The organism is Glutamicibacter sp. AGC46 (genome assembly GCF_053543715.1).
Genome location: NZ_JBLVOJ010000016.1, coordinates 5,294 through 29,652, shown reverse-complemented (window position 1 = coordinate 29,652; position 24,359 = coordinate 5,294). Strand labels below are relative to the sequence as shown.

Annotated in this window: 25 protein-coding genes; 11 read left to right on the top strand and 14 right to left on the bottom strand. The window is 59.5% G+C overall.

The features are described from left to right. Positions 1-33: 33 nt before the first annotated feature. The 4 genes from ACNPM8_RS10770 to ACNPM8_RS10755 form a co-directional block, all read right to left on the bottom strand. Positions 34-1,089 carry an L-idonate 5-dehydrogenase gene (locus tag ACNPM8_RS10770; RefSeq protein ID WP_448939826.1) on the bottom strand — a complete coding sequence of 352 codons (1,056 nt, stop codon included), beginning with the start codon at positions 1,087-1,089 and terminating at the stop codon, positions 34-36. Continuing rightward, a complete protein-coding gene (locus ACNPM8_RS10765; RefSeq protein WP_359185426.1) occupies positions 1,079-1,849 on the bottom strand; it encodes an SDR family oxidoreductase in 771 nt (256 codons plus the stop codon). Before ACNPM8_RS10765 ends, ACNPM8_RS10770 begins: the two co-directional genes overlap by 11 nt. 173 nt (positions 1,850-2,022) lie before the next feature. Continuing rightward, a complete protein-coding gene (locus ACNPM8_RS10760; RefSeq protein ID WP_359185424.1) occupies positions 2,023-2,730 on the bottom strand; it encodes a FadR/GntR family transcriptional regulator in 708 nt (235 codons plus the stop codon). Positions 2,731-2,754: 24 nt separating this feature from the next. After that, positions 2,755-4,431, bottom strand: coding sequence for an L-lactate permease (locus tag ACNPM8_RS10755; RefSeq protein WP_105656269.1), 1,677 nt, complete (start codon positions 4,429-4,431; stop codon positions 2,755-2,757). A 146-nt stretch (positions 4,432-4,577) separates the two neighbouring features. Here ACNPM8_RS10755 and ACNPM8_RS10750 point away from each other — a divergent pair, with 146 nt between their 5' ends. From ACNPM8_RS10750 to ACNPM8_RS10740, 3 genes are read left to right on the top strand one after another with little or no spacing between them, the layout of a single operon-like run. Then, complete coding sequence (locus tag ACNPM8_RS10750) at positions 4,578-5,342, top strand: (Fe-S)-binding protein (protein ID WP_105656268.1); 765 nt, start codon at positions 4,578-4,580, stop codon at positions 5,340-5,342. A gap of 17 nt (positions 5,343-5,359) precedes the next feature. Then, positions 5,360-6,811 carry a LutB/LldF family L-lactate oxidation iron-sulfur protein gene (locus ACNPM8_RS10745; RefSeq protein ID WP_105656386.1) on the top strand — a complete coding sequence of 484 codons (1,452 nt, stop codon included), beginning with the start codon at positions 5,360-5,362 and terminating at the stop codon, positions 6,809-6,811. After that, the gene (locus tag ACNPM8_RS10740) at positions 6,808-7,440 is read left to right on the top strand and encodes a LutC/YkgG family protein (RefSeq protein ID WP_332594596.1); all 633 of its coding nucleotides are present in this window, start codon (positions 6,808-6,810) and stop codon (positions 7,438-7,440) included. The genes ACNPM8_RS10745 and ACNPM8_RS10740 overlap by 4 nt, the downstream gene beginning before the upstream one ends. Positions 7,441-7,536: 96 nt before the next feature. On the opposite strand, the gene ACNPM8_RS10735 is transcribed toward ACNPM8_RS10740, so the two are convergent. After that, complete coding sequence (locus ACNPM8_RS10735) at positions 7,537-7,836, bottom strand: hypothetical protein (protein WP_332489139.1); 300 nt, start codon at positions 7,834-7,836, stop codon at positions 7,537-7,539. A gap of 138 nt (positions 7,837-7,974) precedes the next feature. Between ACNPM8_RS10735 and ACNPM8_RS10730 the strand changes: the two genes are divergently transcribed. Then, positions 7,975-9,147: an MFS transporter gene (locus tag ACNPM8_RS10730; RefSeq protein WP_448939825.1), complete on the top strand. Its 1,173-nt coding sequence runs from the start codon at positions 7,975-7,977 to the stop codon at positions 9,145-9,147. A gap of 127 nt (positions 9,148-9,274) precedes the next feature. Next, positions 9,275-9,718 carry a DUF4190 domain-containing protein gene (locus tag ACNPM8_RS10725; protein WP_105656265.1) on the top strand — a complete coding sequence of 148 codons (444 nt, stop codon included), beginning with the start codon at positions 9,275-9,277 and terminating at the stop codon, positions 9,716-9,718. Positions 9,719-9,831: 113 nt separating this feature from the next. On the opposite strand, the gene ACNPM8_RS10720 is transcribed toward ACNPM8_RS10725, so the two are convergent. Beyond that, positions 9,832-10,380 (bottom strand): YceI family protein, encoded by a 549-nt coding sequence (locus tag ACNPM8_RS10720; protein ID WP_105656264.1) that lies wholly within the window; start codon positions 10,378-10,380, stop codon positions 9,832-9,834. A gap of 221 nt (positions 10,381-10,601) precedes the next feature. Between ACNPM8_RS10720 and ACNPM8_RS10715 the strand changes: the two genes are divergently transcribed. Continuing rightward, the gene (locus ACNPM8_RS10715) at positions 10,602-10,760 is read left to right on the top strand and encodes a hypothetical protein (RefSeq protein ID WP_402473574.1); all 159 of its coding nucleotides are present in this window, start codon (positions 10,602-10,604) and stop codon (positions 10,758-10,760) included. Between the two features lie 149 nt (positions 10,761-10,909). On the opposite strand, the gene ACNPM8_RS10710 is transcribed toward ACNPM8_RS10715, so the two are convergent. The 4 genes from ACNPM8_RS10710 to ACNPM8_RS10695 are packed head-to-tail and all read right to left on the bottom strand — an operon-like array spanning position 10,910 to position 14,505. After that, positions 10,910-11,887, bottom strand: coding sequence for a glycine betaine ABC transporter substrate-binding protein (locus ACNPM8_RS10710; protein WP_448939824.1), 978 nt, complete (start codon positions 11,885-11,887; stop codon positions 10,910-10,912). Next, the gene (locus ACNPM8_RS10705) at positions 11,884-12,612 is read right to left on the bottom strand and encodes an ABC transporter permease (protein WP_105661999.1); all 729 of its coding nucleotides are present in this window, start codon (positions 12,610-12,612) and stop codon (positions 11,884-11,886) included. Before ACNPM8_RS10705 ends, ACNPM8_RS10710 begins: the two co-directional genes overlap by 4 nt. Next, positions 12,609-13,871 carry a betaine/proline/choline family ABC transporter ATP-binding protein gene (locus tag ACNPM8_RS10700; RefSeq protein WP_448939823.1) on the bottom strand — a complete coding sequence of 421 codons (1,263 nt, stop codon included), beginning with the start codon at positions 13,869-13,871 and terminating at the stop codon, positions 12,609-12,611. Before ACNPM8_RS10700 ends, ACNPM8_RS10705 begins: the two co-directional genes overlap by 4 nt. After that, positions 13,864-14,505: an ABC transporter permease gene (locus ACNPM8_RS10695; protein ID WP_105656261.1), complete on the bottom strand. Its 642-nt coding sequence runs from the start codon at positions 14,503-14,505 to the stop codon at positions 13,864-13,866. Before ACNPM8_RS10695 ends, ACNPM8_RS10700 begins: the two co-directional genes overlap by 8 nt. 220 nt (positions 14,506-14,725) lie before the next feature. Between ACNPM8_RS10695 and ACNPM8_RS10690 the strand changes: the two genes are divergently transcribed. The 4 genes from ACNPM8_RS10690 (at position 14,726) to ACNPM8_RS10675 (ending at position 18,586) form a co-directional block, all read left to right on the top strand. Continuing rightward, on the top strand, positions 14,726-15,583 hold the full coding sequence (locus tag ACNPM8_RS10690) for a fumarylacetoacetate hydrolase family protein (RefSeq protein ID WP_105656260.1): 858 nt from the start codon (positions 14,726-14,728) through the stop codon (positions 15,581-15,583). Positions 15,584-15,694: 111 nt separating this feature from the next. After that, entirely contained in the window at positions 15,695-16,756 is a 1,062-nt protein-coding gene (locus ACNPM8_RS10685) for a GTP-binding protein (RefSeq protein ID WP_332731297.1), read from the top strand. Further along, the gene (gene ykgO / locus ACNPM8_RS10680; RefSeq protein WP_073707785.1) at positions 16,746-16,868 is read left to right on the top strand and encodes a type B 50S ribosomal protein L36; all 123 of its coding nucleotides are present in this window, start codon (positions 16,746-16,748) and stop codon (positions 16,866-16,868) included. Before ACNPM8_RS10685 ends, ykgO begins: the two co-directional genes overlap by 11 nt. Positions 16,869-17,095: 227 nt before the next feature. Further along, positions 17,096-18,586: an alanine/glycine:cation symporter family protein gene (locus tag ACNPM8_RS10675; protein ID WP_133834052.1), complete on the top strand. Its 1,491-nt coding sequence runs from the start codon at positions 17,096-17,098 to the stop codon at positions 18,584-18,586. An 87-nt stretch (positions 18,587-18,673) separates the two neighbouring features. On the opposite strand, the gene ACNPM8_RS10670 is transcribed toward ACNPM8_RS10675, so the two are convergent. Continuing rightward, positions 18,674-19,519, bottom strand: coding sequence for an HpcH/HpaI aldolase/citrate lyase family protein (locus ACNPM8_RS10670; protein WP_105656257.1), 846 nt, complete (start codon positions 19,517-19,519; stop codon positions 18,674-18,676). 608 nt (positions 19,520-20,127) lie between these two features. On the opposite strand from ACNPM8_RS10670, the gene cycA reads away from it, so the two are divergent. Beyond that, a complete protein-coding gene (gene cycA / locus ACNPM8_RS10665) occupies positions 20,128-21,609 on the top strand; it encodes a D-serine/D-alanine/glycine transporter (protein WP_448939822.1) in 1,482 nt (493 codons plus the stop codon). A 24-nt stretch (positions 21,610-21,633) separates the two neighbouring features. Here the strand turns inward: cycA and ACNPM8_RS10660 are convergent, their stop codons facing one another. The 3 genes from ACNPM8_RS10660 to ACNPM8_RS10650 all read right to left on the bottom strand — a co-directional run bounded on the left by ACNPM8_RS10660 (position 21,634) and on the right by ACNPM8_RS10650 (position 23,909). Continuing rightward, entirely contained in the window at positions 21,634-22,041 is a 408-nt protein-coding gene (locus tag ACNPM8_RS10660) for a DUF4262 domain-containing protein (protein WP_181148764.1), read from the bottom strand. Between the two features lie 73 nt (positions 22,042-22,114). Further along, entirely contained in the window at positions 22,115-22,558 is a 444-nt protein-coding gene (locus ACNPM8_RS10655; RefSeq protein WP_105656254.1) for a DUF4262 domain-containing protein, read from the bottom strand. A 175-nt stretch (positions 22,559-22,733) separates the two neighbouring features. After that, complete coding sequence (locus ACNPM8_RS10650) at positions 22,734-23,909, bottom strand: NAD(P)-dependent malic enzyme (protein WP_105656253.1); 1,176 nt, start codon at positions 23,907-23,909, stop codon at positions 22,734-22,736. Positions 23,910-24,359: the final 450 nt, after the last annotated feature.

Here is a 24,359-nt window from a genome sequence, read left to right as displayed (position 1 = left end):
GGCCGCCGCGGGGCCACTTCTAGCTGAAGCCAACTATTGCCCCAGGAAGTTCAGCAGGACTTTGCCGGAGCGAGCCGAATCTTTGGCCGTTTCGAAGGCTTCAAGCGCATCGGCGACCGGGAACTCGTGGGTTACCGCCTCGGAAACCTGCAGTGAACCGTCGGCCAGGGCAGCAAGCACATGGTCGATTTCGTCGTTGAAGCGGAAGGAACCAACCAGTTCCAGCTCGCGGGTAATAGCCAGCGAAATGAGTGCGGGTTGTTCTCCTGAGGGCAGCAACCCGACCATGACCACTCGACCGCCGCGCACGGCACCGCGCACGGCGGAGGCCAACCCGCGGAAGTTGCCGCTGGCCTCGATCACCACGTCCGCGCCCACCTGGGCAAGAGCTTCCTGGTCATCGGCGCGCAAAGTTGAAGTGGCACCGAGTTTCCCGGCGATTTCCAACGGCTTCTCGTGCATGTCCACTGCGATGATTTCTTTGGCTCCGGCACGCTTGAGCACTGCTACAGCGAGAGCTCCGATCGGCCCAGCACCAATAACCAGCGCCTTCTTGCCGGCGACTTCACCGGCGCGCGACACCGCATGCCAAGCAACCGCAGCCGGTTCTGCCAGTGCGGCATCACGCAGTGACAGGCCAACGGGTAGTTCACGCAGCATGCGTGATGGCAGATTCACTTCGCGGGCAAAAGCTCCCTCGGTGTGCGGGTAGCGGGCGGCCGAGCCCAGGTAGGTGCACCCCGGGGAAAGATTCGGGCGGTCGGCCGGGTAGGGTTCCCCGGTCTCGCCTGGTGTTGCCGGGTGCACGGCGACTTTGGTACCGGCCGCCGGCCCGCTGCCGTCAGCGGCGGCCTGCATGACGGTCCCGCCGATTTCATGCCCGAGAACCATTGGAGCCTTGAGGATCGATTCCCCGGCGGCGCCGTGGCTCCAGTAATGCAGGTCTGATCCGCAAATACCGCCGTAAGCGATGGCAACGCGTGCTTCATCTGCTCGCAGCGCTGCCAGCTCGATTTGTTCAATACGCAAATCACCGGCTGCATGGGCCACGACGGCCAACGTGCTGGTGGCGAGGGAATTAGACGACAACGCTCATGCCTCCGTCGATGAAAATGGTCTGCCCGTTCACGTAGTTCGATCCATCCGAGGCCAACCAGACTGCTGGTCCGGCCAGATCCTCGACAGTTCCCCATCGGGCAGCCGGGGTGCGGCCCAGAATCCAGGAGTTGAATTTCTCGTCATCCACCAGATTCTGCGTCATCTCGGTGTGGATGTAGCCCGGTGCGATGCCGTTGATCTGCAGTCCCGAACCAGCCCATTCGGCGGTCATGGCGCGGGTGAGATTGCGCAGGCCGCCCTTGGCCGCGGTGTAGGCGGAGATGGTGGGGCGGGCCAGGTCGGTTTGCACCGAACAGATGTTGATGATCTTGCCTTCGCCACGCTGCACCATGGAGCGTGCGACTTCTCGGCCTACCAGGAATGCGCTGGTGAGGTTCGTGTCGATCACACGCTGCCAGTCGGATACTTCCAATTCAAGCATGGGCACGCGGTGCTGGATACCCGCGTTATTCACCAAAATGCGGATGGGGCCGATGTTCTTTTCAATGGCTGCGATGTTCTCGCGCACGGCGGCATCATCGGTGACATCGAAGCAGGCGCTATGGATTCTTTCGGTGCCATAGCGGGTACCGAATTCGGCGGCAGTTTCGGTCAGGCGTTGCGCATCCCGGCCGTGAAGGATGATGGTGGCACCGGCATCCGCCAAGGCACTGGCAAGTTCGCGGCCAATGCCGCGGGAGGATCCGGTGACCAGGGCCAGGCGTCCGGACAGGTCAAAAAGTTGGCTCATGAATTCCCTCGCATGAAGTGTCGATGGTACATCGACGGGAACTCATCAGCGGTATGAACCAGCTGTTAAATCCGAAAAATCAGCCCCGTCGCTTCCCCAAAAACATATCAGATATAAGAGGTGCGAGGGGCCATAAAGTCCGACTTATTTATTTGAAAACTATCCTGCCGGATCTAGCGGGTCTGCGAGTAGAACCAGTTGATGTGCTCTTCGAGCAGCTGGGCCGCCCGTTCGCGCTGGTTCGTCGCGAATGCGTGGTGGATGGCCTTGTGCTGGCGGCGCAGGACGCGCACCACCGGCTGCCAGGCCTCGTCGCTGGGCACCGATTCGGAGACATAGTCGCTGATCGAGTTGCGCAGCGATTCCATCATCGATTCCACTACCGCGTTGCCGGCCATGGAGGCCAGGAGCACATGGAACTCGGCATCAATGCGGTGGAAGGCCTCGCGCGAGAGCTGCGCGTCGTCCATGCGCATGATCAGCACCGCGGTGCGGTCAATGACCTGCTGGGCATGGATCGGATCGCGCGGCGTCATTTGCGCTGCCCAGGTTTCCAGCAAGATGCGGGATTCGACGATCTCGCGGACGTTGATCCCCTTGGCCGCCAAGTGCAGGCGCAATGCCTGCGAAATGCCTGCCGAGGGGTTGGAGATGATCACCGCTCCGGAGTTGGGCCCGGAGCCGGTGGAAGTCTTGATAATGCCCATCACATCAAGGATGCGGATGGCATCTCGGACCGAAGCCCGCGAGATCCCATGCTGCTCCGCGAGCGCACGCTCGCCGGGAAGCTGGTCTCCAACGGAGAGCTTCTCCTTGCGCAGATCCTGTTCAATTGCTTGGAGAACAATCTGGTACGCACGCGGAGCTGGGTTTACTGGCATCGGATCTATTTTAGCCGTTCGAAGCTAAGGCAGCATCCAGGACAGAACCGGGGTGGACTGCAGGTAAACCAAGCAGCACAGCACCAGCAGCATGCCTACGGACCAACCGGCAACCTTCTTGAGGATCACCGACTCCTGGCCTTCCATCTTCACCGAGGTAGCGGCGATGGCCAGGTTCTGCGGGGAGATCAGCTTGCCGACCACGCCGCCGGAGGTGTTGGCGGCAACCAGCAGGTTCGGATCGATGCCGGCATTGATGCCAGCGGTCTGCTGCAGCTTGGCGAACAGCGCGTTGGCCGAGGTGTCCGAGCCGGTCACCGCGGTGCCGATCCAGCCCAGGATTGGCGACAGGAAGGCGAAGAATGCGCCGGTGCCTGCCAGCCAGGTGCCAATGGTGATGGTCTGGCCCGAAAGGTTCATCACGTAAGCCAGGCCGAGGACCGACAGGATGGTCAGCGCGGCGTAGCGCATGTTGTAGACGGTCTTGCCGATTTCGGCAGCACCCTCGGCGAAGGTCATCTTGTACTTGCCGTTGCCGTCGTTCTTCGCGTAGACCAGGGCCACGATCAGGCCGGTGATCAGCAGCAAGGTGCCCGGGGAGGATAGCCACTGGAAGTTGTAGATGGTCGAAGATACCGCTTCGCCATCAGCATTCAGGATCTTGCCGTCCAGTCCTGGCCAGCCGAATTTGATGTCCGTGGTTGCCAGCCATGCAGGAATGTCCACGCCCAGCTTCCACAGCTTGGCCACGCCGAAGATGACGATAACCAGCAGGTACGGGAACAAAGCCATCCAGGTGTTGACCGGGTGCAGCTTGGCATTGGCTTCGTATGGAATTGCGGCGGCTTCAGCAGTCAGCACGCGCTGGCGTGCCTCGTCGGCACCCTTTGGAGTCCAGAAGCGCAGCAGGATCACTGCGGCGGCCAGGCCAACCAGCGCAGCAACGATATCGGTCAGCTCATAGGAGAAGTAGGTCGAGCACAGCCACTGGGCGACACCGAAGGAAATGCCGATGGTCAGCGTTGCCGGCAGGGTCTGGCGCATGCCGCGCCAGCCGTCGAGGATCAGGACCAGGATCGATGGGACGAACAGCGCCAGCAGCGGGGACTGGTGTCCAACGATGGCGCCGATGTCGGCAGCCGGGATGCCGGTCAGGGCACCGGCGGTGGTAATCGGGATCGCCACGGCGCCGAAGGCCACCGGGGCGGTGTTGGCAATCAGCACGGCGCAGGCTGCGCGCAGCGGCGACAGGCCCAATGCCAGCAGCATGGTGGCGGTAATCGCCACCGGTGCGCCGAAGCCGGCCAGCGCTTCAAGCAGGCCGCCGAAGCAGAAAGCAATCAGCACGGCCTGGATGCGCACGTCGCCGCCGCCGATGACGTCGAAGACGCGGCGCAGGTCTTCGAAGCGGCCCGACTTGACGGTGACCTGGTAGAGGAAGATCGCCATGACAACGATCCAGACAATAGGGAAGGCACCGAAGACCATGCCCATCAGTCCGGAGTTCAATGCCAATCCAACCGGCATGTTCCAGCCGAAGATCGCCACGAGGATGGCAACAGCGAGCGAGCCGAGGCCGGCCCAGTGGGCCTTGACCTTGACTACTGCCAGAAGTACGAAGAAGGCTACAAGCGGGATCAGTGCGATGAGCGCTGAAACAGCTATGCTCCCCGCGATCGGATCCGTGGAGGGTGTAAACACGGTGTGGGCGTCCTTACTCGAGATGGTCTGACCATATGTGGTCCGACCACCTAGAGTACAAGGTGAGAGCTATCACAACAAGTCTTGACTATTACGAAGTACGTGGCATAGTATGGTCTGACCACACCCTGAAAGAGTCATTTATTATGCGAATTGCTCTCTTTGCCACGTGCATTGTGGATGCTATGTATCCGGAAACCGCCAAGTCGACAGTGAAAATCCTGGAACGCTTGGGCCATGAAGTAATTTTCCCCAAGGCGCAAGCCTGCTGTGGGCAAATGCACATGAATTCCGGTTATATGCCTGAAGCCCTGCCCGTGGTCGAAAACCACATCAATGCCTTCGACACCGAAGACTATGACGTCGCGGTGGCCCCCTCGGGCTCCTGCGTTGCTTCGGTCAAGCACCAGCACCCTTTCCTGGCAGAGCGCCTGGGCAAGCCGGAGCTCAAGGAACGCGCAGTTGCCGTGGGCAAGCGCACCTATGAACTGAGCCAGCTGCTGGTGGATGTCCTGGGGATCACCAACGCCGCCGAGCAGCTGGGCAGCTACTTCCCGCAGACCATCACCTACCACCCTTCCTGCCACGGCATGCGTTCGCTGAAACTCGGCGATCGGCAACTTGATCTGCTCAAGACCGTCGGCGGCATCACCGTCAACGAGCTTCCGGAAGCTGACCAGTGCTGCGGCTTCGGCGGTACCTTCTCGATCAAGAACTCCGATGTCTCCACGGCAATGCTCGAAGACAAGATGAAGAACATCTGCTCCACCGGCGCCTCGGCCTGCGCGGGCGGCGACGCCTCCTGCCTGATGCACATCGGCGGCGGACTTTCGCGCACCGGAGCCAAGCCAAAGACCCTGCACCTGGCAGATATCCTGGCCAGCACCATGGAAGAGACGGTGTCACTGTGACTCAGGTATTCCTCGGCATGCCTGCCGGCGGGCAGGGCAACCTGTTCGAGACCGAGCCATTCCCCAAGGCCGCGCACCGCGAACTGGGCAACACCCAGATGCGCAAGAACCTGCGCCACGCCACCCACACCATTCGCGACAAGCGGCTGAACGTCGTCGGCGAGCTTCCGGACTGGGAAGAGCTGCGCGACGCCGGCAGCGCCATCAAGAACCTGACGATGGCCAACCTCGAAGAGCGTTTGGAAGAGTTCGAGAAGAACTTCACCGCCCGGGGCGGCATTGTCCACTGGGCCCGTGACGCGGACGAAGCCAACAAGATCGTTACCGAGCTGGTCAAGGCGACCGGCTCGAAAGAGGTCGTCAAGGTCAAGTCCATGGCCACCCAGGAAATCGGCCTGAACGAGCACCTGGAGACCGAGGGCATCGAAGCCTTCGAAACCGACCTTGCCGAGCTGATCGTCCAGCTGGGCAACGACAAGCCAAGCCACATCCTGGTTCCGGCGATCCACAAGAACCGCACCGAGGTGCGCGACATCTTCCTCAAGGAAATGCCGGTAGTGGATCCGAACCTGACCGATGAGCCAGCCAAGCTGGCCGAAGCTGCCCGCAAGCACCTGCGCAAGAAGTTCCTTTCCGCCAAGGTCGCGATCTCCGGCGCGAACTTCGCGCTGGCTGATACCGGCACCCTGGGCGTAGTGGAATCCGAGGGCAACGGCCGCATGTGCCTGACCCTGCCCGAAACCCTGATCACGGTCATGGGCATCGAGAAGGTTCTCCCCCACTGGGAGGACATCGAGGTCTTCATGCAGCTGCTGCCGCGGTCTTCCACCGGCGAGCGCATGAATCCCTACACCTCGCTGTGGACCGGCGTGAGCGAAGACGATGGCCCGCAGAACGTGCACATCGTGCTGCTGGATAACGGCCGCACCCGCGCCCTGGCCGACCGCTTCGGCCGCACCGCGCTGAACTGCATCCGCTGCTCGGCGTGCATGAACGTGTGCCCAGTGTACGAGCGCACCGGCGGCCACGCCTACGGTTCGACCTACCCGGGCCCGATCGGCGCGATCCTCTCCCCGCTGCTGACCGGCATCCAGGTCGAGGAAAACGGCTCCTTGCCATATGCTTCCTCGCTGTGCGGCGCCTGCTACGACGCTTGCCCGGTGAAGATCAACATCCCGGAAATCCTCGTGCACCTGCGCGGCGAGGACGTGGATGCCAACCGCGACAAGCACAAGCTCCCGACCCAGATGGATCTGCTGATGAAGGGCGGCTCCTGGGCGTTGGGCAAGGGCAAGAACCTCGGCCTGCTCGAAAAGGCCTTGCCGCTGGGCCGGCTGATGTCCGGCAAGGAAAAGAAGATCAAGAAGCTTCCGGGCATCGCCGCAGGGTGGACCGCCAGCCGTGACATTCCCGCCCCGCCAAACAAGTCCTTCCGCGACTGGTGGAGCGACGAGAAGGAGTCCAAGTGAGCGCAAAAGACGAAATCCTGGGACGGATCCGCTCGGCACTAGCCGATGCTCCCGTCGCCCAAGAGGTACCCCGCGAATACCGCAAGACCTCGGATATGGGTGAAGCTGAGCTCATCGACCTGCTGGTGGACCGCTTGGTGGATTACAAGGCCGGGGTGGACGTCATTGACGCCGCGCAGATCCCGGAATACGTAGCGGCCAAGCTGGCGGGAGCCTCCAGCGTTGTCTACCCGCATGGCTTGGACACCGACTGGCTCTCAGGGCTGGGCGAGAAGGTCGAGCAGCGCATCGATGCCCCGGGCGCACGGCTGAGCATCGCCGAACTGGATGAAACCAGCGCCGTGGTCACCTCGTCGGCCGTTTCGGTCGCCGAGTCCGGCACCATCATCCTCGATGGCGAGCCAAACCAGGGCCGCCGCGCGATTTCGCTGGTACCCGACCACCATGTGTGCATCGTGCCGATCTCCTCGATCGTGCGCCTGCTGCCAGAAGCCATGCCGCGACTGGCCATCACCCGTCCGCAGACCTGGATCTCCGGCCCGTCGGCCACCAGTGATATCGAGCTGGAGCGCGTTGAAGGCGTGCACGGCCCGCGTACCTTGGACGTCCTGATGGTTCGCGGCCTGTAAGGCTGGCGCAATAAGCTTTCGCGGCCGGTTCCCCCCTCCTAAACCTCCAGGGAACCGGCCGCGAGTGCATTTAAGTGTGCTGTCGGCTTTCTTGCCCTAGCCGCCGGCAATGAAACCCTTCAGGTCCGCCTCTATTCGATCGCGCGCGGCAAAAAGCGAAGCCGGCAGTCCAGCTTCGAACATTTCGCGGAAGCGCACCGGTGGCATGGAAACGCTCAAGCCCGCGATGACTTCCCTGGCTCCATCGTGACGGCAATCCGTTATGCTTCCCTTGCCTCGGATTTTCATCACCGGAGATATCTGGCGCACCCAGCCCGCCAATCCTGTCCAGGCTTGGACGTGTCCATGGCGCTGCCGCTGGACGCGACCGGTGAGTTGGGCGAATTCTTCGCTCAATTCATGACTGAATCACCAGTAACTGCCTAGCTGCCGATGCGTCATCTGCCCGTGGCAGCTGTCATCCAAAACAGCATCAGCGGGCAGATTCTGTTTACATGGATAGGCAGGCGGAAGATTCTCACTTGAAGGGCCGGGATGGAGAAACAACAGGACCTTCGGATTTCGGTACGCACCATTCCCGATTCGGCTTTGCGCTTCGTCGGCTTCCTTTCCTTCTTCGACCGCTATGGCACCCCTCCCATGCTGGTCGCACTTTCGCTGGGTACCTCGCTCAGTTTCGCCCAAGCTGTCCAACTGGTAGCTTCCTATGCCTTGTTCTATGCCATTGGCCAGCCGATCTGGGGCGTGCTTAGCGATCGTTTCGGGCGTCTGGCGGTTTTGCGCGCGGCGCTCATCGGCGCTGGCCTCGGCGCGGTCGCCAGCATCATGTTCACCGACTATTTGCCGCTACTCATTGCCCGCTCCCTCACCGGGTTCATGTTCGGCGCGCTGTATCCAACGCTGATGACGCTCCTGGGCGATACGCGTACCGGGGTAGAACGCGCGCGGGGCTTATCTGATTTGCAGATCTATTCCTCGCTGGGCACCACCCTGGCGACATTAGCTTCAGGAGCATTGGCAACATACGCGAACTGGCGGCTGGTGTTCCTGTTGCCTGCACTGGGTTGCGTAGCGGCCCTGTATAGCTTGCGGAAGGCGGCACAGCCCGAACATTCGCGTTCCGGATTCCAATTCCGTGCAGCTTTGCGTCCCATGAATTTGGCCCTTTATGCCATCGTCTTCCTCGAAGGCGGGCTGCTCATGGGATTGCTGACCTATATCGTTCCCGCCTTGCAAGAATCCGGTGTCGCTATTGGCTTGGCGGGAGCGCTAGGTTGCGCTTTTGCCCTGGGAGTCATTCTGGGTGCACGCTTGATGCGCCGATTGGTGGCGCGCATTGGCAGAACGTGGCTTATTGGGGGTGGCGGCCTGGTGCTTTGCGCAGCTTTCCTCCCTTCTGCGTTCGCTCCCTCCCCTGCCTCCTACACCTTCACCGCGTTCTTCCTGGGTGCCACGAACGCGATCATGCACTCATCAATGCAGGGGTGGGCGACCGATATCTCGCCTGACGCGCGGGCCACCACCGTTTCACTGTTCGTTTTCGCCCTATTCGCCGGGGCATCTGCGGCGACCCACCTAACTGCAGATTTAGCGCAGAATGGCCACTACGGACAGATCTTCGGGATCGGCTTGGCACTGAGCCTATTACTTGTGGCGGTGGCGACTGGCACTCATGCGCTGTGGCGCAGAATGCATCCAGCCAGCTGACTTCACTGGCAGGTAGGGGGCATTCTGGCATTGCAGAGAGTTCTTCTAGAGATTAGATGTTATTGCCGGTTGCATGTGAGAATCTTGAATTAAGCGAACGAGCCTCACAAGCGGAAAGCAGGTTGCCATGACCAGTCCAGGCGAAGAACCACGAAACCCCTATTCTTCAGGGCACCAGGGTCAGAACCGGCAGTACCAGCAGCCTGGTTCCTACGATCTCAACGGCGTCCCGCAACAGCCTTACTACAATCAACAGGCACATGGCCAACCGGGCCAGTACCCCCAGGGCAACTTCGGCTATCCGACAGCATCCCAATTTCAAGGCACCCAGCTGGCACAGACCTCGATGATTCTTGGCATTGTGTCCATCTTCGTTGCAGGCGTGATCCTTGGCCCGATTGCTATTTTCAAGGCCAATAAAGCCGAAAGGGAATTCAATACGGTATCCACGGTCGGCAAAGTGACCGGTTGGATCGGCACCATTTTGGGCGTGCTCTGGATCGTGTATGTCGCATTCCTTGTCATCGGTGCTATCGCATTTTCCGTGGACCCGTCATTCAGCGGGTCCTAGGCACTTCTTCCCTCGACTTTAACGACAAAGCCTCCGGCTCACTTTCGTGAGCCGGAGGCTTTGCCGGTATCGGCCCTTGTCCCGTCATCCCCATGACGGCCTTCGGGAAACTTTTACTCTGCGGTTGGCAGTACGAACGAAGCGTCGATTTCGATCTTGACCTTGTCGCTGACCAGAACGCCACCGGCTTCCAGTGCTGCGTTCCAGGTGATGCCGAATTCCTTGCGGGAGATGGTCGTGGATGCGAAGAAGCCAACGCGGGTTGCACCGAAAGCGTCTACAGCTTCGCCGCCGAGCTCTGCTTCGAATTCAACTTCCTTGCTCACGCCGCGGATGGTCAGATCGCCAACGAGAATGAACTCGCCAGCCTCGCCCTTGACCGCAGTGGACTTGAAGGTCATGGTTGGGAACTGCTCGGCGTTGAAGAAGTCCTCGCCCTTCAGGTGGCCGTCGCGGTTAGCGTCCTTGGTGTTGACCGATGCGATCTGGACGGTTGCCTCGACCGAGGAATCTGCCAGGGTTGCGCCGGTGGTCAGGGTTGCGTCGAATTCAGTGAAGCTGCCGCGAACCTTGGAGATGCCTGCGTGGCGAACCGAGAAGCCGATCTCGGAGTGCGATGCGTCGAGGTTCCAGGTTCCGGTGGTCAGTGCAGATGCAGTCATGTCTAAATCCTTTCGTCGGGCCATCAAGTAGTTGACGCCTCAATTTGTTTTGCTGATACCAGTATGACACTAATGAAGTTGAAGCGTCAACCACTTTCCATAAAAAAGTTTCATCTGGCTATTCAAGAGATCCGTATTTTGATACTGACTAGGAAAGTTTCTACTGAAGTCATTTTTCATGCACCCCTTTACTCAGACGCGTACATGGCTAGACTGAGGCCATGAACGCAAATGACCCAGTTCCCGATAATGCCCAAGAAGAAGCCGAGTTATCCGCAGAGCTAGAGGAAATTTGGCAGGAAGAATCCATCACTACCGCTGCCACGACCGAAATCGCCGATGAAGTCGACGGCGAGCTAGGCACCCGGAACCAGCAATAGGTAGATGGCCTCCACCTATTTCTATCCTGCAAGCAAATCCATCCGAGAGAAACCAATCCCCAGTGAATCCTCGGCGACATTGAAATGGATCCCCGGCATCGCGATGCCGGGGATCCATTGCCTAATCCATGCAGTTTTCGTTGTCTCGGTTAGGGACTGGAGACCAAGCCTTGGTCAACCATCCACTCGAAGGCAACATCCGCCGGTTCACGGCCAACCACGTCCACCTGGTAATTCAGTTCCATCAAAACCTGATCAGTCAGCAACGGAGCGATCTTGTCCATGATCTGCTGGATTTCCGGGTGCTTTTCAAGGAATTCTCCGTTGAAAGCCGGGGCGGCGTTGTAGCTTGGGAAATACTTCCGGTCATCTTCCAGCACGGTCAAGTTAAGCGCCTTGATGCGCCCGTCAGTGGTGAAGACTTCACCGAAGTTGCACGCGCCATTAGCAGTTGCCTGGTAAATGGCACCCACGTCGTACAGGCCGATATTGTCCTCAGCCACTTCTGAACCACGGTCGATATCGTAGTGTTCCAGCATTGGAGTCAGACCGTCTCGACGGGAATTGAATTCCGGGTCGACGCAGAACGTCAGATCTTCGGGGTCCAGCGTCTGCAGTTCGGAAAGCTTGGTGATACCCAGCCGCTTGGTCGTTTCTTCGTTCATCGCCAATGCGTAGGTGTTGTTCAACGGTGCCGGATTTCCCCAGATAATTCCATTGGCAACATCCCCATCGTGCACCGACTGCCACTGCTCTTCTTCACCCACAACAGGTGATTCGTGGCCCAAGTAGGTCAGCCACGCGGTACCGGTGTACTCCCAGAGCACGCTCGCGTCGCCGGAAAGCAGCAACTGACGTGCCGGCTGGGAGCCAGGAACATTGGTCAGGTCGGTGACGTCATAGCCGGCAGCCTTGAGCGCGATCACGGTGATCTTCCCCAGCAGCAGCTGCTCGGTAAAGGACTTGGACGTGACGGTCACGGTGGTGTCTTCAGCGTTTTCGACCAGCGGCTTGATCTCGGCGGGGCCGGCGTTGGGCACCGTCCCGGTCGATGGGCTAAGTCCGCACCCGGTCATTCCGATCAGCGCGGCCATGGACAGGACAGCTAAATTCAGTTTGCGGTTCACGAAAGTCCTCTCGGTCGTGCCACCTGTTCGACGACGCGGCCAAGCCAATCAATCGTCAAAGCCAGCAAGGCCACTAGCAACGAGCCGGCAATCAGCACCACATTCAGGTTCAGGTTCACTCCCGTAGTGATCAAGATGCCCAGCCCGCCGCCGTTGATAAAGGTTGCCAACGTCGCGGTGCCTACCAGCAGCACCAGGGCTGTGCGGATGCCCGATAGCATCACCGGGACGGCCAACGGCAGCTCGACCTTCAACAGCACGGACATCTGGCTCATGCCGATTCCCCGCCCGGCCTCCACCAGGCGTTCATCAACCTGCTGCAGGCCAACAATGGTGTTGGAGAGCACCGGAAGAATCGCATAGATCACCAGTGAGACAATGGCAGTTTTCGGGCCGAACCCCAACCAGAAGGCCAAGAGCACGATGACGCCAATGGCGGGTGCAGCTTGGCCGAAGTTGGCAATGGCGCGCACCGCCGGGGCTGCCTTGCGCAGTCCGGGGCGAGTGAGCAGCACGCCGAGCGGAATCGCGATCAGCAGAACGATGAGCGCCGAGATGACCGTGATCTTCAGGTGGTCGAGGGTGTAGCCCCAAATCGTTGCCGGATCCAGCGTTTGCTGTTCGGTCTCGGTCAGGTCGGCTGTCACCAGCCAACCCACCAAGATGGCGAAAGCAGCTGCGATTCCGGCGATCTGCCAAATCAAGCTGCGGGTTTCGGATCTCATGCCGATTCACCATCCTGCCCGGTGGCCGCACTGTCGATATTCACGACGTTGATGGCACCCGAGTTCAGGCCAACCGGCGCCTCGTGATTAGCATCCGTGGTGTTGTTCGCGGCCGCGATCGCCTCCATGACGGTCTGCACCGTGATGACACCCGTGAGCACATCACGGCGTCCCGTTACCAGGGCCGACTCGGAACTGGCCACCAGCATGGTGTCCAATGCGTCGTTCAAGGTGGCCTGCTCACCGACGACCGGCATGGATTCATCGTAGGTACCCTCGATGATCTGGGCACGCGACAGTTGCCGGCGGTCCATGCGGCGCAGCGGACGTCCCCGCGAATCAAGCACTACCGCGTATTTGCGTCCGGCGCCCTGCAGTTGCGAGAGCACCTCCGAAGCATTCTTGCCCGGTGTGGTGGTGATGGCTTCTCCCAGTTCCACTTCGTTCACCCGCGTCAGGGTCAGCTGCTTCAAGCCGGCACCCGAACCGATGAAATTCTCCACGAACTCGCTGGCCGGATTGGCCAGGATCCTTTCTGGGGAGTCGTACTGCTCCAGCTGCGCGCCTTCGTTGAAGATCGCAATCCAGTCGCCGAGCTTCACCGCTTCGTCGAAGTCGTGGGTCACGCACACGATCGTCTTCTGGACTTCAGACTGGATGTTCAGCAGCTCATCCTGCAGACGCTGGCGGGTAATGGGGTCAACTGCACCGAATGGCTCATCCATCAGCAAGACCGGTGGATCCGCTGCCAATGCACGGGCGACGCCCACACGCTGCTGCTGGCCTCCGGAGAGCTCCTTGGGGAAACGGTCCCGGTAAAGTTCCGGATCCAGCGAGACGAGTTCCAGCAGCTCGTTGACGCGGGCAGCGATCTTCTCCTTGGGCCAACCCAGCATCTTTGGAACCATGGCGATATTGGTCGCCACGGTCATATGCGGGAACAGACCGCCAGCCTGGATCACATAGCCAATGCGGCGGCGCAGTTCATCACCGTTCATGCCGGTGACATCTTCGCCGTCAATGACGATCTTGCCGCTGGTCGGCTCGATCAGGCGATTAATCATCTTCAGGGTGGTCGTCTTGCCGCAGCCCGATGGCCCCACGAACATCACGATGGACCCGGCAGGGATCTCCAGGGTCAGGCCGCCTACGGCCGATTTCTTTTGTCCCGGGTAGGTCTTGGTTACTTCTTCAAGCATGATCGAAGCGCCAGTGACATTCTGGGCCACGGCATTTTCAGGGATCTTATGTTCAGACACGGATACCTCGCGGGGTAGTCAGTCGGCCAATGCCGAGCAAAATCAAATCAAGAATGAGCGCCAGGATCACGACGCCAACTACGCCGGTGATCACGGATTCCAGGGAGTTCGCGCCGCCCAGACGCGAGAGTCCTTGGAAGATGAACCCGCCGAGGCCAGGACCCAGGGCGTAGGAGACCACTGCGGCGACGCCCATCACCATCTGGGCTGAAATTCGTACGCCAGTCAGGATCACCGGCCAAGCTATGGGAATTTCTACTGATATCAGAGTCTTCAGCCGGCTCATGCCGATGCCGCGCGCTGACTCGATAATGGTTGGTTCGATGTTGTTCAGCCCAACGATCGCGTTGCGCAGAATTGGCAGGGCGGCGAAGAACGTCACCACGATGACTGCCGGAGTAACCCCGAAGCCCACGGGGACAATAAGCAAACCGATCAGGGCAAAGGACGGAATAGTCAGGCCGATGGCGCTAATGCCGTTAGCCAAGCCTGATAGGGGCTTGTTGCGGTATACCAATACGGCAATCAGCACAGCAATAATTGTCGCCAGGATCAAGCACTGCGCGACTAGCGAGAAGTGCTGCCACGAGGCGAAGAGGATATGGCGAGATCGCTCGCCAAAAAAGTCACCCACATTAAAACCTGCTTCACTTTAGTTTCGTATCTAGATCGTTATTTCAAGACTGGTCTCTGGGACCGTAGCTTGCCATGAGTTTAGCCGGGTCAGCGGAGCATGGCCAAGCCACGTTTTCCAGATCAAAGCTCTGGCTCGGCCGTATTTAAGGCCAATTGCTATCAATTGCCGATCACGAAATATGGTGCACTTTCAGCGAAAAGTGTAGTGAGATAGATTCATGAAACTTGCAACGCTCCGCCTCGCCAGCGAACCAGGCCATACCACCGCTGCTGTCATTGAAGATGGCCGCGCCTACTACTTGGACAACCTCGATTCAGTGCAGCGTTTCCTGCGTCTTGATGACGCAACTCAGCAAGAAGTAGTTGCTCGCGCTTTGGTGGGTGATTCCATCGCCGAGGGCGAAGCCGACTACGCTCCGCTGATTCCCAAGCCGGAGAAAATCTACTGCATCGGTTTGAACTACAAGACGCATGCGGCCGAGGTCGGCGAAGACCTGCCGAAGTATCCGACGGTGTTCGCGAAGTTCGCTTCCACCCTATGCGGCGCCAAGGACACCATCGAAATTCCAGTGGAAGACCACCGGGTGGACTACGAAGCAGAGCTGGCTATCATTATCGGCAAGCCGGGTCGCCGCATCAGCCAGGAGGATGCTGCCGCGCATATTGCCGGCTACGCCGTGGCCAGCGATGTGTCGATGCGCGGCTACCAGGGCCGCACCCAAGAGTGGCTGCAGGGGAAGATCTGGGATCGTTCCACTCCCCTGGGCCCGTGGCTCGTGACCCCGGATGAGCTGGATCCCGCCGCCCGCATTACCAGCACGGTCAATGGCACCGTGGTGCAGGACGAACAGATCGATGATCTGATTTTCTCGGCTGACGCCTTGGTTTCCTACCTCTCGACATTCAATGAATTGCAGCCAGGCGACGTCATCCTGACGGGTACGCCCTCTGGTGTTGCGTTAGGCCGCCGCGACGAGAATGGGCGTCACCCGTGGCTCAAGCACGGCGATTCACTTGAAACTTCGATCGAAGGCCTGGGTACCTCTGCGGTAGTTTTCAACGCGCCACAGAACTGATATTCCTTGTCGCTTCCGGGGGCCTGTCCGCATTGGCGGGCGGGCCCCCGAGGCGTTAAGCCCCGTTCCCAATTTTGCTATTGAGACTCATTCTCATATAAGCTTGAACGCGTGAATCTCATCGTTCTCTCCGCACTTGATACTTCCAGCCGCGACTCCGGCCTCAGCCACCTGGGACACCACCATCCTGACGCCGTCATCTTGCGCTATGACTTCGTCGACGGCAATCGGCTGGTGCGCCACGTCTCCGGATCTGCAGCCGCAGAACATGCCGAAACCGTTCTTGGGCACCCCTGCATCGGCTGTGCCACGAAGTTCGAGATCCTGCCGACGATCCAACGCCTGGCCCCCGAAGATTCCGAGGCCACAATGATCCTGGCGTTGCCCGCCACATGGCATAGCGGAACAGTGCTGGACATGCTCGGGACAAAGCTCGAACCACTGGAAATCCGGATCAGCAGCATCGTCTTGTCCCTGGATCCCGCCGAATTGGAAAACCAGATGTGGGACCGGCACACCCTCTGGGAATCGGGATTCAACGCCATGGAACGCGATGCGAGGACGTCGGGAGAGTTCTTCTTCACCGAATTGATGCAGGCAGATACCCTCATTCCGGTCGAAGGCCTGGAAACCCAACTGCTCGAAGGTGCCACCGGTCCACGACGCGCAGGCGGCCCCGACTTTGAAGCCGGCCTAGAATTAGCTCGGCAGATGGCACCGCATGCGCATATCTGCGTGCACGAAGAAGGACTCGGCTCCTTCCACCCCGGAGCAGCGCGCCAACGCACCAGGGCCGGGCACCTGCCGCAAACAGCAACCAATGCCCGCACTATGCCGATCCGCCTGCACGCCGAGCGCCCGCTTCACCCCGAGCGCTTCCGCAAAGCCCTGCCGTCCCTGGCCGAATCCTGCACCTGCATCCGCGGAATCCTCTGGGTGGCTAGTGCCCTCAGCGAGCGCGTCGCCATCGGCGGAGCCGGTCCGCGCATCTGGATGGAAAACACCGGCGCGTGGAATTCGAATATCGCCGTCTCGGAATTGCTGCTCTACGGATCCGAACACGAAGCTTCGCAGATCGAGACGGTCTTCGAGCAATGCCAGGTCACCGAAGAAGAACTCAAGGACCTGTTCAGCTCCGCACATCATGAAGGAGGTGAATGGCATGAAAGTTAGGAACTCCATCCGTGCACTGAAGAAGGCGCCCGGCTCCCAGGTGGTCAGACGACGAGGTCGCGTATTCGTGATCAACAAGAAGAATCCGCGCATGAAAGCACGGCAGGGCTGAACCCCGGGAATTGCCGGCGTCCACGTCAGTGGATGCCGGCAATGCGGCAGCCAGCTCGAGCCCTTGGCCTTTTCGTGAAATTAAGTTAACGAACCGGACATGGCATCGTCCAGCGCGCTTTGTGACACGGCTCTCCCCTTGTCATATGATGGCACTCACATAAGGGGATCGGCTTCTGGCTTGAGACTCTTGATCATCAGTCACTCGCAAATAAGGATGTTAAATCCATGGACGATTTGGGCGCTCTCTTCGGAGATATTTCCTCCGTCATTTGGGGACCGTTTGTCCTCATCCCGCTACTTTTGGGCACTGGCCTGTACCTGACTATCCGTTTGGGCGGCCTGCAATTCTTCAAGCTCGCCGCAGCGTTGCGCCTTGGCCTGCTCAAGCGCAAGGATGCCGAGGCAGAAGGCGATATCTCGCAGTTCCAGGCACTGACTACAGCACTGGCCGCCACCGTTGGCACCGGTAACATCGTCGGTGTCGCAACCGCCATCGGCATCGGTGGTCCGGGCGCCCTGTTCTGGATGTGGGTTACCGGCCTGCTGGGCATGGCATCGAAGTACACCGAGGCGTATCTGGGCGTGCGCTTCCGCGGCACCGACGCCGCAGGCGAAAAGTCCGGCGGTCCGCAGTACTACTTGGAACGCGGCGTCAAGGGTCCGTTGGGCAAGTTCTTGGCCCTGTTCTTCGCTATCGCTGCCACCCTGGCCAGCTTCGGCATCGGCAACATGACCCAGGGCAACTCGATTGCCGCCAACTTGGATAATTCCTTCCATGTGACCCCTTGGGTTACCGGCGTGATCCTGACCGTGCTGTCCATCGCCGTATTGGTTGGCGGCATCAAGTCCATCGGCCGCGTTACCGCTGGTTTCGTTCCAGTGATGATCGTCTTCTACGTAGCAGCATCGATCTACATCCTGATCGCCAATGTGGGCGGCATTCCTGCCGCCTTCGGCGAGATCTTCACCGATGCCTTCACCGGCACCTCGGCAGTGGGCGGCTTCGTCGGCTCGGCCATCATCATTGCTATCCAGTATGGTGTGGCCCGCGGCATCTTCTCCAACGAGTCCGGCATGGGTTCAGCAGCGATCGCCGCCGCTTCGGCACAGACCACCCACCCGGTTCGCCAGGGCCTGGTCTCCATGACCCAGACCTTCATCGACACCATCATCGTTGTTACCTGCACCGGCCTGGTCATCATCACGACAGGTACCTGGAAGATGCTCGATGGGGAAACCGGCGAGCAGATCTCCGCTGCACTGATGACCGGCCAGGCATTCACCAATGGCCTGCCCGGACAGTGGGGCCACTGGATTGTGACCGTCGGCCTGGTCATGTTCGCCTTCTCCACTATCTTGGGCTGGTGCTACTACGGCGAGCGGAACATCGAGCGCCTCTTCGGCCGCAAGCTCGTGATGCCGTTCCGCATCGTGTTCTCGCTGGTCGTCTACGTAGGCTGCACCACCGAGCTGACCGCCGTTTGGAACTTCTCGGACATGATGAACGGCCTGATGGCGCTGCCGAACCTGATCGGCCTGCTGATCCTCTCGGGCATGGTGGCCCGCGAAACCCGCTGGTACCTCAAGCATGACCCGAAGCTGGAAGCCAACAAGGCGCAGATCGAGGACTTCATGAATGAGCGTCCGGGTTGGGCTGAATGGAAGGCTGGCGACGTCGTCGGTTCCTCGCGCAACCGCGGTGCCCACGAGGCATAGGCTCCGCAAACAGCAAAGAACCCGTCCAGCATCTGATTGATACCAGATGCTGGACGGGTTCTTTGCTATTGGAAGACAGCTAGAGGCTTAGGCGTTCCACAGGCCGTAGGAGTCGGCCAGGTCGGCGATCTTCTGGGCACGGGCCAGACGCGGCAGGTATGAGCCATCGCCCACCGAAGCGCCGGCGGCGTGCGCTTCGAGCAGTTCCATGGCCCAAGACAGCTCGTCTTCGCTGGGTGCCAACGCGGCGTTAATGCCATCTACATGATCGGTGGACAACGACAGCTTGCCGGTCATGCCCATGGAGGCGGTGATGCGGGTTTCTTCGGTCACCTTGGCGGCATCGGCGCCTGCTGGTGGAGGTCCGTCGATAGCGCCAGGCAGCTTGCCTACACGCGAAGCGATCACGAGCCGGCCGCGTGCGTAGGCCAGTGCCATCGGGTCGTCGGAGACGCCCGTGTCCTTGCGGAAGTCGTTGATGCCGAACGCCAGGCGGAAGGTACCCGGGGCCGAAGCGATCTGCGTAGCATTCTCGATACCCAAAGCGGTTTCGATCAAGGCCAGGACCGGAGTGCCCGCGCGCAGCCGCATTGCGCTGTAGGTAACCTGTTCAGGCTGCTCGGTCATGGCCAGCATGATTCCACGCAGGCCGGGAGTTCCCGACAGCGCGGCAAGATCATCGGCCCAGAAATCAGTGTCAATGCCATTGACGCGCACCCACGCAGTCATGCCATTGGACAGTGCTCGCACTACGTTATCGCGAGCCTGGATCTTCTGGTCGTCAGGAACGGCAGCTTCCATATCAAAAATCACCGAGTCCGCTTCACAAGCCAGCGAAGGAGCGAAAGTTTCCTCCTTGGCCGCATTGACCAAGAGCCAGGAACGGGACAATTTTGCAGGAAGAGCCGCAGCTCGACGATTTCGGAATGCCATACGTCCTACACTACTCACTCGGCCCTCCAAGCTTCCACTGGCCATGTACAGTATTTGCTTCAAGTGAACCAAAAGGCGCGGAATGCAGCACTGGAGCAGTCCGGATGCACGGCACCAACCTGAACCGGGTAGCCTTCTGCGCAGTGGAGCTGAGCATGGATGCAGTGTTGCCTGCGGCGCTCCACGGGCTCCCGCGTTCTGCCATTTCCGAAGTCCTACCGCAGGCTGGAAACGTGGGAATTGATCATCGGTGGTTCTGATTCTGCAGATCAACTGCCTCCCGCTAACTCCATTCGCCGGAACCGGAGGATTTCCTTCGCATAGTTTCCCGCGGCTTCATTCTCGGACACAGGCTGCCACCCGGAGGTCCAGCAGCAACCAAATGCCCCATTCAAGTGCAGGTTCTGCCCATCTGGCCACTGCGCGAAGCAGCGGACTACCTACCCGAATCCAGTGGCGTATAACCAACTTCACAACTGTTAAGCTTGCTCGCAGTCCAGGGTGACGAACAAATATAGCTGGTCAATATATCTGCGATAACCTCTTTCAGCGGTCTCGTTCTCCTTCGAAGCAGGCCGTCTCCTTCGAAAAACCGAAGGGATCTGCTCATGAAAGGTGCAGCCGTGGCGAACGATTCCACGCAACTGAAAACCGTTTCCGATGGAACGAATCTTGAGCGCGGACTGTCCAGCAGGCACATCCAGCTCATGGCGATCTCCGGAGCAGTCGGCACCGGACTGTTCATGGGCTCCGGCAAGACCATTTCCGCTGCCGGTCCGTCGGTCATCTTCGTATACATGATCATCGGCTTCATGCTCTTTTTCGTCATGCGTGCCATGGGCGAGATCCTGCTCAGCAACTTGAACTACAAGACCTTCGCAGATTTTGCCGGCGATCTCTTGGGACCTTGGGCTGCCTTCTTCACCGGCTGGACCTATTGGTTCTGCTGGGTCGTCACCGGCATTGCGGACGTAGTCGCGATCGCCCAATATGTCGCCTACTGGTGGTCCGAGATCCCGCTATGGCTCCCGGCGCTATGCTGCATCCTGCTATTGGTCGGGCTGAACCTGCCCACCGTCAAGGCTTTTGGTGAAACCGAGTTCTGGTTCTCATTGGTGAAAATCGTTGCAATCCTGGCATTGATCGTTTGCGGCTTGGCAATGATTGCCACCGGATTCAGTTCTCCGGAGGGAGACACCGCTTCCTTCGCCCACTTGTGGGCACACGGCGGCATGTTCCCCACTGGTTTCATGGGCTTCGTCGCAGGCTTCCAGATCGCCGTTTTCGCCTTCGTCGGCATTGAATTGGTAGGTACGGCTGCGGCTGAAACCAAGGATCCTGAAAAGAATCTCCCGAAGGCCATCAATTCCATTCCGCTGCGCGTGATCCTGTTCTACGTCGGTGCCTTGACCGTCCTGATGGCCGTCACCCCCTGGTACAAGTTCTCCGCGGATGCATCGCCATTCGTTGGCATGTTCTCGATGGCTGGTTTGGCCGCAGCTGCGGGTCTGGTCAACTTTGTCGTGCTGACGGCCGCCGCTTCAAGTGCAAATTCGGGGATCTATTCAACATCGCGCATGCTGTACGCCCTGTCGCAAGATGGAGACGCTCCGCGGAAGTTCAGCAAGCTTTCTGCCACGCAGGTGCCACGCAACGCGTTGCTGTTCTCCTGCATTTTCCTTCTTGCTGCCGTCGTGCTGTTGTACGCGGGTGACTCCGTAGCCCAGGCCTTCACGTTGGTCACAACGGTGTCTGCCCTGTGCTTCATGTTCGTCTGGTCAATGATCCTTATCAGCTACTTGGCCTTCCGCAAGCGCCGCCCGCAGCTGCATGATGCCTCCAAGTTCAAGGTCCCCGGCGGCATGGGAGCCCCGTACATAGTCCTAGCCTTCTTCGTATTCGTCCTGTGGGCATTGACCACGCAGGCCGATACGCGTGCTGCGTTGCTGGCTACGCCCCTGTGGTTCCTTGTAGTTGGAATGTTCTACCTGAAGGTGCGCAAATCCGATGGCCATCAGGCCCTGCGCGCAGCACATCGGGCAAAAGTCCGCGCGGAGAATGAGGCCGCTGCAATCCATCGGCGAAGCTAGGCCCTTGGCAAAGGATGCCAAGGCCTAATTGTGCCGGGCAACTACATATTCGTAAGGGATATCCCGGCCGACGAGTAAGACTTCTAGCAACCCCAGGCTTTCTCCGTACCTCTGATAAGCCAATGGCACCTGCTTGCGGATTCCGGTACTGATCTTGGAGAAGTACAACAGTGTTCCGTCCTTCCAGCGGCCGGTGTGCCCGTGGGCGAAAACCTCATTCCATTCCAGCACGGACGCAGAAAATCCGTTGAGCATCTGAATGCTGTCATCCATGTCCAGCCCTCGAACAAGGAATTCTGGGTGCCCGATGCGACTCAGGCCAACGGTGTAGGCAAGCGATGGGCTGATCCGGTCCGACTCAACAAAAATCACTTCATGTCCGTAGTCGCGGATCCGCTGGTCGATCAGGGCTTCCAGTTGCTTGCGTGTCATGCCATTGCACATATCGCACATGGTCAAGTTCCTTTCCTCTGCCTGCTCATCTTTTGACGATGCGGCGCAGTTCCTAGTGAGCCGACTGTTGCTGGATCACGGCGAAGTCCCTGGGTTCCGTGCAATGCAGAGTTCTTATCGGGATGTCGCCAAGGATCAGACTGGTGAGGGGAAGAGTGTTCAGTTCCGCCTCTGGCTCCGAGAAAATGAGCTCGCTAAATAGCGATGTGTTGTGGGTACCTTCGGAAAAGACTTGTCCATGCTCGACGACTTGTGATGCCAGATGCGTGAGAAGCCCAAAAACATCATCTTCGTCTCCACCGATACTGACGATTTCAGGATGCCCTCGTTTCGCCAATCCCAGTGTGTACCCCAGGACCTGTTGCTGCCTTGCCATAGTGCTGAGCACTACGGCATACCCCTTCTCTGATATTTCGCGCAGCGCAACAACGCCAAGTAGCTGCATTTCGGGCAACGAGCTGCGGACACTGAGATGGACGCCTTCAGGATTACTCATCGCATTCCTCCTTGGTTGATCTGATGCCAGCAAGTATGGCGCGAATTCATCGCCCCGGCAGGAACTTTCTACGATTGTGGATATCCCGAGACAACGGCCTCAGAATAGGCCGGCGCATGAAAAAAGCACTGCCCGCAACGAGTCGTTGCAGGCAGTGCTTTTTCGCCAGCTTCTTCTACTTGGCTTTTTCTGCTTCCGCAGCCACAGCCGCGGCAACAGCAGGCATCACGCGGTCATCAGTTGCCGAAGGAATGATGTAATCTGCTGCCAGATCATCGCCAACCAGGTTGGCAATGGCATGGGCCGCCGCGACTTTCATGCCCTCGGTGATCTTCTTGGCGCCCGAGTCCAGGGCGCCGCGGAAGATGCCCGGGAAGGCCAGCACGTTATTGATCTGGTTCGGGAAGTCGCTGCGGCCAGTGGCCACCACGGCCGCATACTTCGCGGCAGCATCCGGCATGATTTCCGGGGTCGGGTTGGACAGCGCGAAGATGATGGCGTCCTTGTTCATCTTCGCCACGGCAGCTTCTTCGAAGGTCGACGAGGAAAGTCCTACTACGACATCCGCGCCGTCCAGTGCCTCGGCCAGGCCACCCATGACATCTTCACGGTTGGTGCGGCTGGCCAGGTCGGCCTTGACCGGATTAAGGTCGTCTCGATCGCGGTGGATGGTGCCACGCGAGTCGAGCACGATGACGTCATCCACGCCGGCCGAAAGCAGCAGGTTGGTGACGGCGACGCCAGCCGAACCGGCACCGGAGATGACGACCTTCAACGAGCTGATGTCGCGCTTGGTCTGGCGGGCCGCGCCGATCAGAGCTGCCAGCACCACCACCGCGGTGCCGTGCTGGTCATCGTGCATAACAGGGATATCCAGCGCCTCGATCAGGCGCTTTTCGATTTCGAAGCAGCGCGGGGCGGAGATGTCTTCCAGGTTCACGGCGCCGAAGCTCGGACGCAGGCGAATGACGGTTTCGACGATTTCATCGACGTCGGTGGTGTCCAATACCAACGGGATCGAATCCAGACCGCCGAATTCCTTGAACAGGGCGCTTTTGCCTTCCATGACCGGAAGCGAGGCAGCCGCACCGATGTTGCCCAGGCCCAGCACAGCGGTGCCGTCCGAAACGACAGCGACCAGACGGGAGGCCCAGGTGTGGGTGGCGTGCTTGGCTGGATCATCTGCGATGGCCTGGGATACCTTGGCGACACCCGGAGTGTAGGCGATGGACAGGTCGCGCTTGGTGTTCAGCGGCATTTGCGATGAGACGGAAAGCTTGCCGCCAAGATGGGCGTCGAAAATCTCTTCGTCGGTGATGGCGGACAGGTCTTTAGTGGATTCAACAGACATTGAATAGCTCTTCTTTCAAGAAAGTTCTGATTGACGAAAACGCAGTACCCACGAAATTGGTGGCAGAGCGTAGGAACGCGCATGACCATTCATCCGACCGCAATGGAGCGTGACCCACAGGCAATTAAGGAGGGCGTCAGGCTTCCATGTACACAATTCCCAGAGGGGCTCCGCCGGGTGAGGCTGAAGGATCCGTCATGGTGTGCCGGAAGATGGCTGGTCAGTACTTTCTTTAGACCTACGTTTTCCACCATACGGGAACCGCTTGGCGCTGTACAACCCCCATTCGTCGCATCTGTGTCATAAAGGAGTTGCGACAGGCAGTCCATTTGCAGCGTCATGAGGTGCACCCGAAGGACATCTCAGGCAAAATAAGGGCCATGGCATCACCGACTTCAGCACTGGGCAGGGTCCGCACCTTCGAGGCGTTAGATGAGAAGACCACCGGGG

Bases quoted from the DNA above. Each gene is read 5' to 3' on its own strand.
- ACNPM8_RS10765 (WP_359185426.1), bottom strand. From the start codon at position 1,849: ATGAGCCAACTTTTTGACCTGTCCGGACGCCTGGCCCTGGTCACCGGA.
- ACNPM8_RS10690 (WP_105656260.1), top strand. From the start codon at position 14,726: ATGAAACTTGCAACGCTCCGCCTCGCCAGCGAACCAGGCCATACCACC.
- ACNPM8_RS10655 (WP_105656254.1), bottom strand. From the start codon at position 22,558: ATGAGTAATCCTGAAGGCGTCCATCTCAGTGTCCGCAGCTCGTTGCCC.
- ACNPM8_RS10750 (WP_105656268.1), top strand. From the start codon at position 4,578: ATGCGAATTGCTCTCTTTGCCACGTGCATTGTGGATGCTATGTATCCG.
- cycA (WP_448939822.1), top strand. From the start codon at position 20,128: ATGAAAGGTGCAGCCGTGGCGAACGATTCCACGCAACTGAAAACCGTT.
- ACNPM8_RS10730 (WP_448939825.1), top strand. From the start codon at position 7,975: ATGGAGAAACAACAGGACCTTCGGATTTCGGTACGCACCATTCCCGAT.
- ACNPM8_RS10720 (WP_105656264.1), bottom strand. From the start codon at position 10,380: ATGACTGCATCTGCACTGACCACCGGAACCTGGAACCTCGACGCATCG.
- ACNPM8_RS10675 (WP_133834052.1), top strand. From the start codon at position 17,096: ATGGACGATTTGGGCGCTCTCTTCGGAGATATTTCCTCCGTCATTTGG.
- ykgO (WP_073707785.1), top strand. From the start codon at position 16,746: ATGAAAGTTAGGAACTCCATCCGTGCACTGAAGAAGGCGCCCGGCTCC.
- ACNPM8_RS10650 (WP_105656253.1), bottom strand. From the start codon at position 23,909: ATGTCTGTTGAATCCACTAAAGACCTGTCCGCCATCACCGACGAAGAG.
- ACNPM8_RS10705 (WP_105661999.1), bottom strand. From the start codon at position 12,612: ATGAGATCCGAAACCCGCAGCTTGATTTGGCAGATCGCCGGAATCGCA.
- ACNPM8_RS10715 (WP_402473574.1), top strand. From the start codon at position 10,602: ATGAACGCAAATGACCCAGTTCCCGATAATGCCCAAGAAGAAGCCGAG.
- ACNPM8_RS10745 (WP_105656386.1), top strand. From the start codon at position 5,360: ATGCCTGCCGGCGGGCAGGGCAACCTGTTCGAGACCGAGCCATTCCCC.
- ACNPM8_RS10760 (WP_359185424.1), bottom strand. From the start codon at position 2,730: ATGCCAGTAAACCCAGCTCCGCGTGCGTACCAGATTGTTCTCCAAGCA.
- ACNPM8_RS10725 (WP_105656265.1), top strand. From the start codon at position 9,275: ATGACCAGTCCAGGCGAAGAACCACGAAACCCCTATTCTTCAGGGCAC.
- ACNPM8_RS10660 (WP_181148764.1), bottom strand. From the start codon at position 22,041: ATGACACGCAAGCAACTGGAAGCCCTGATCGACCAGCGGATCCGCGAC.
- ACNPM8_RS10670 (WP_105656257.1), bottom strand. From the start codon at position 19,519: ATGGCATTCCGAAATCGTCGAGCTGCGGCTCTTCCTGCAAAATTGTCC.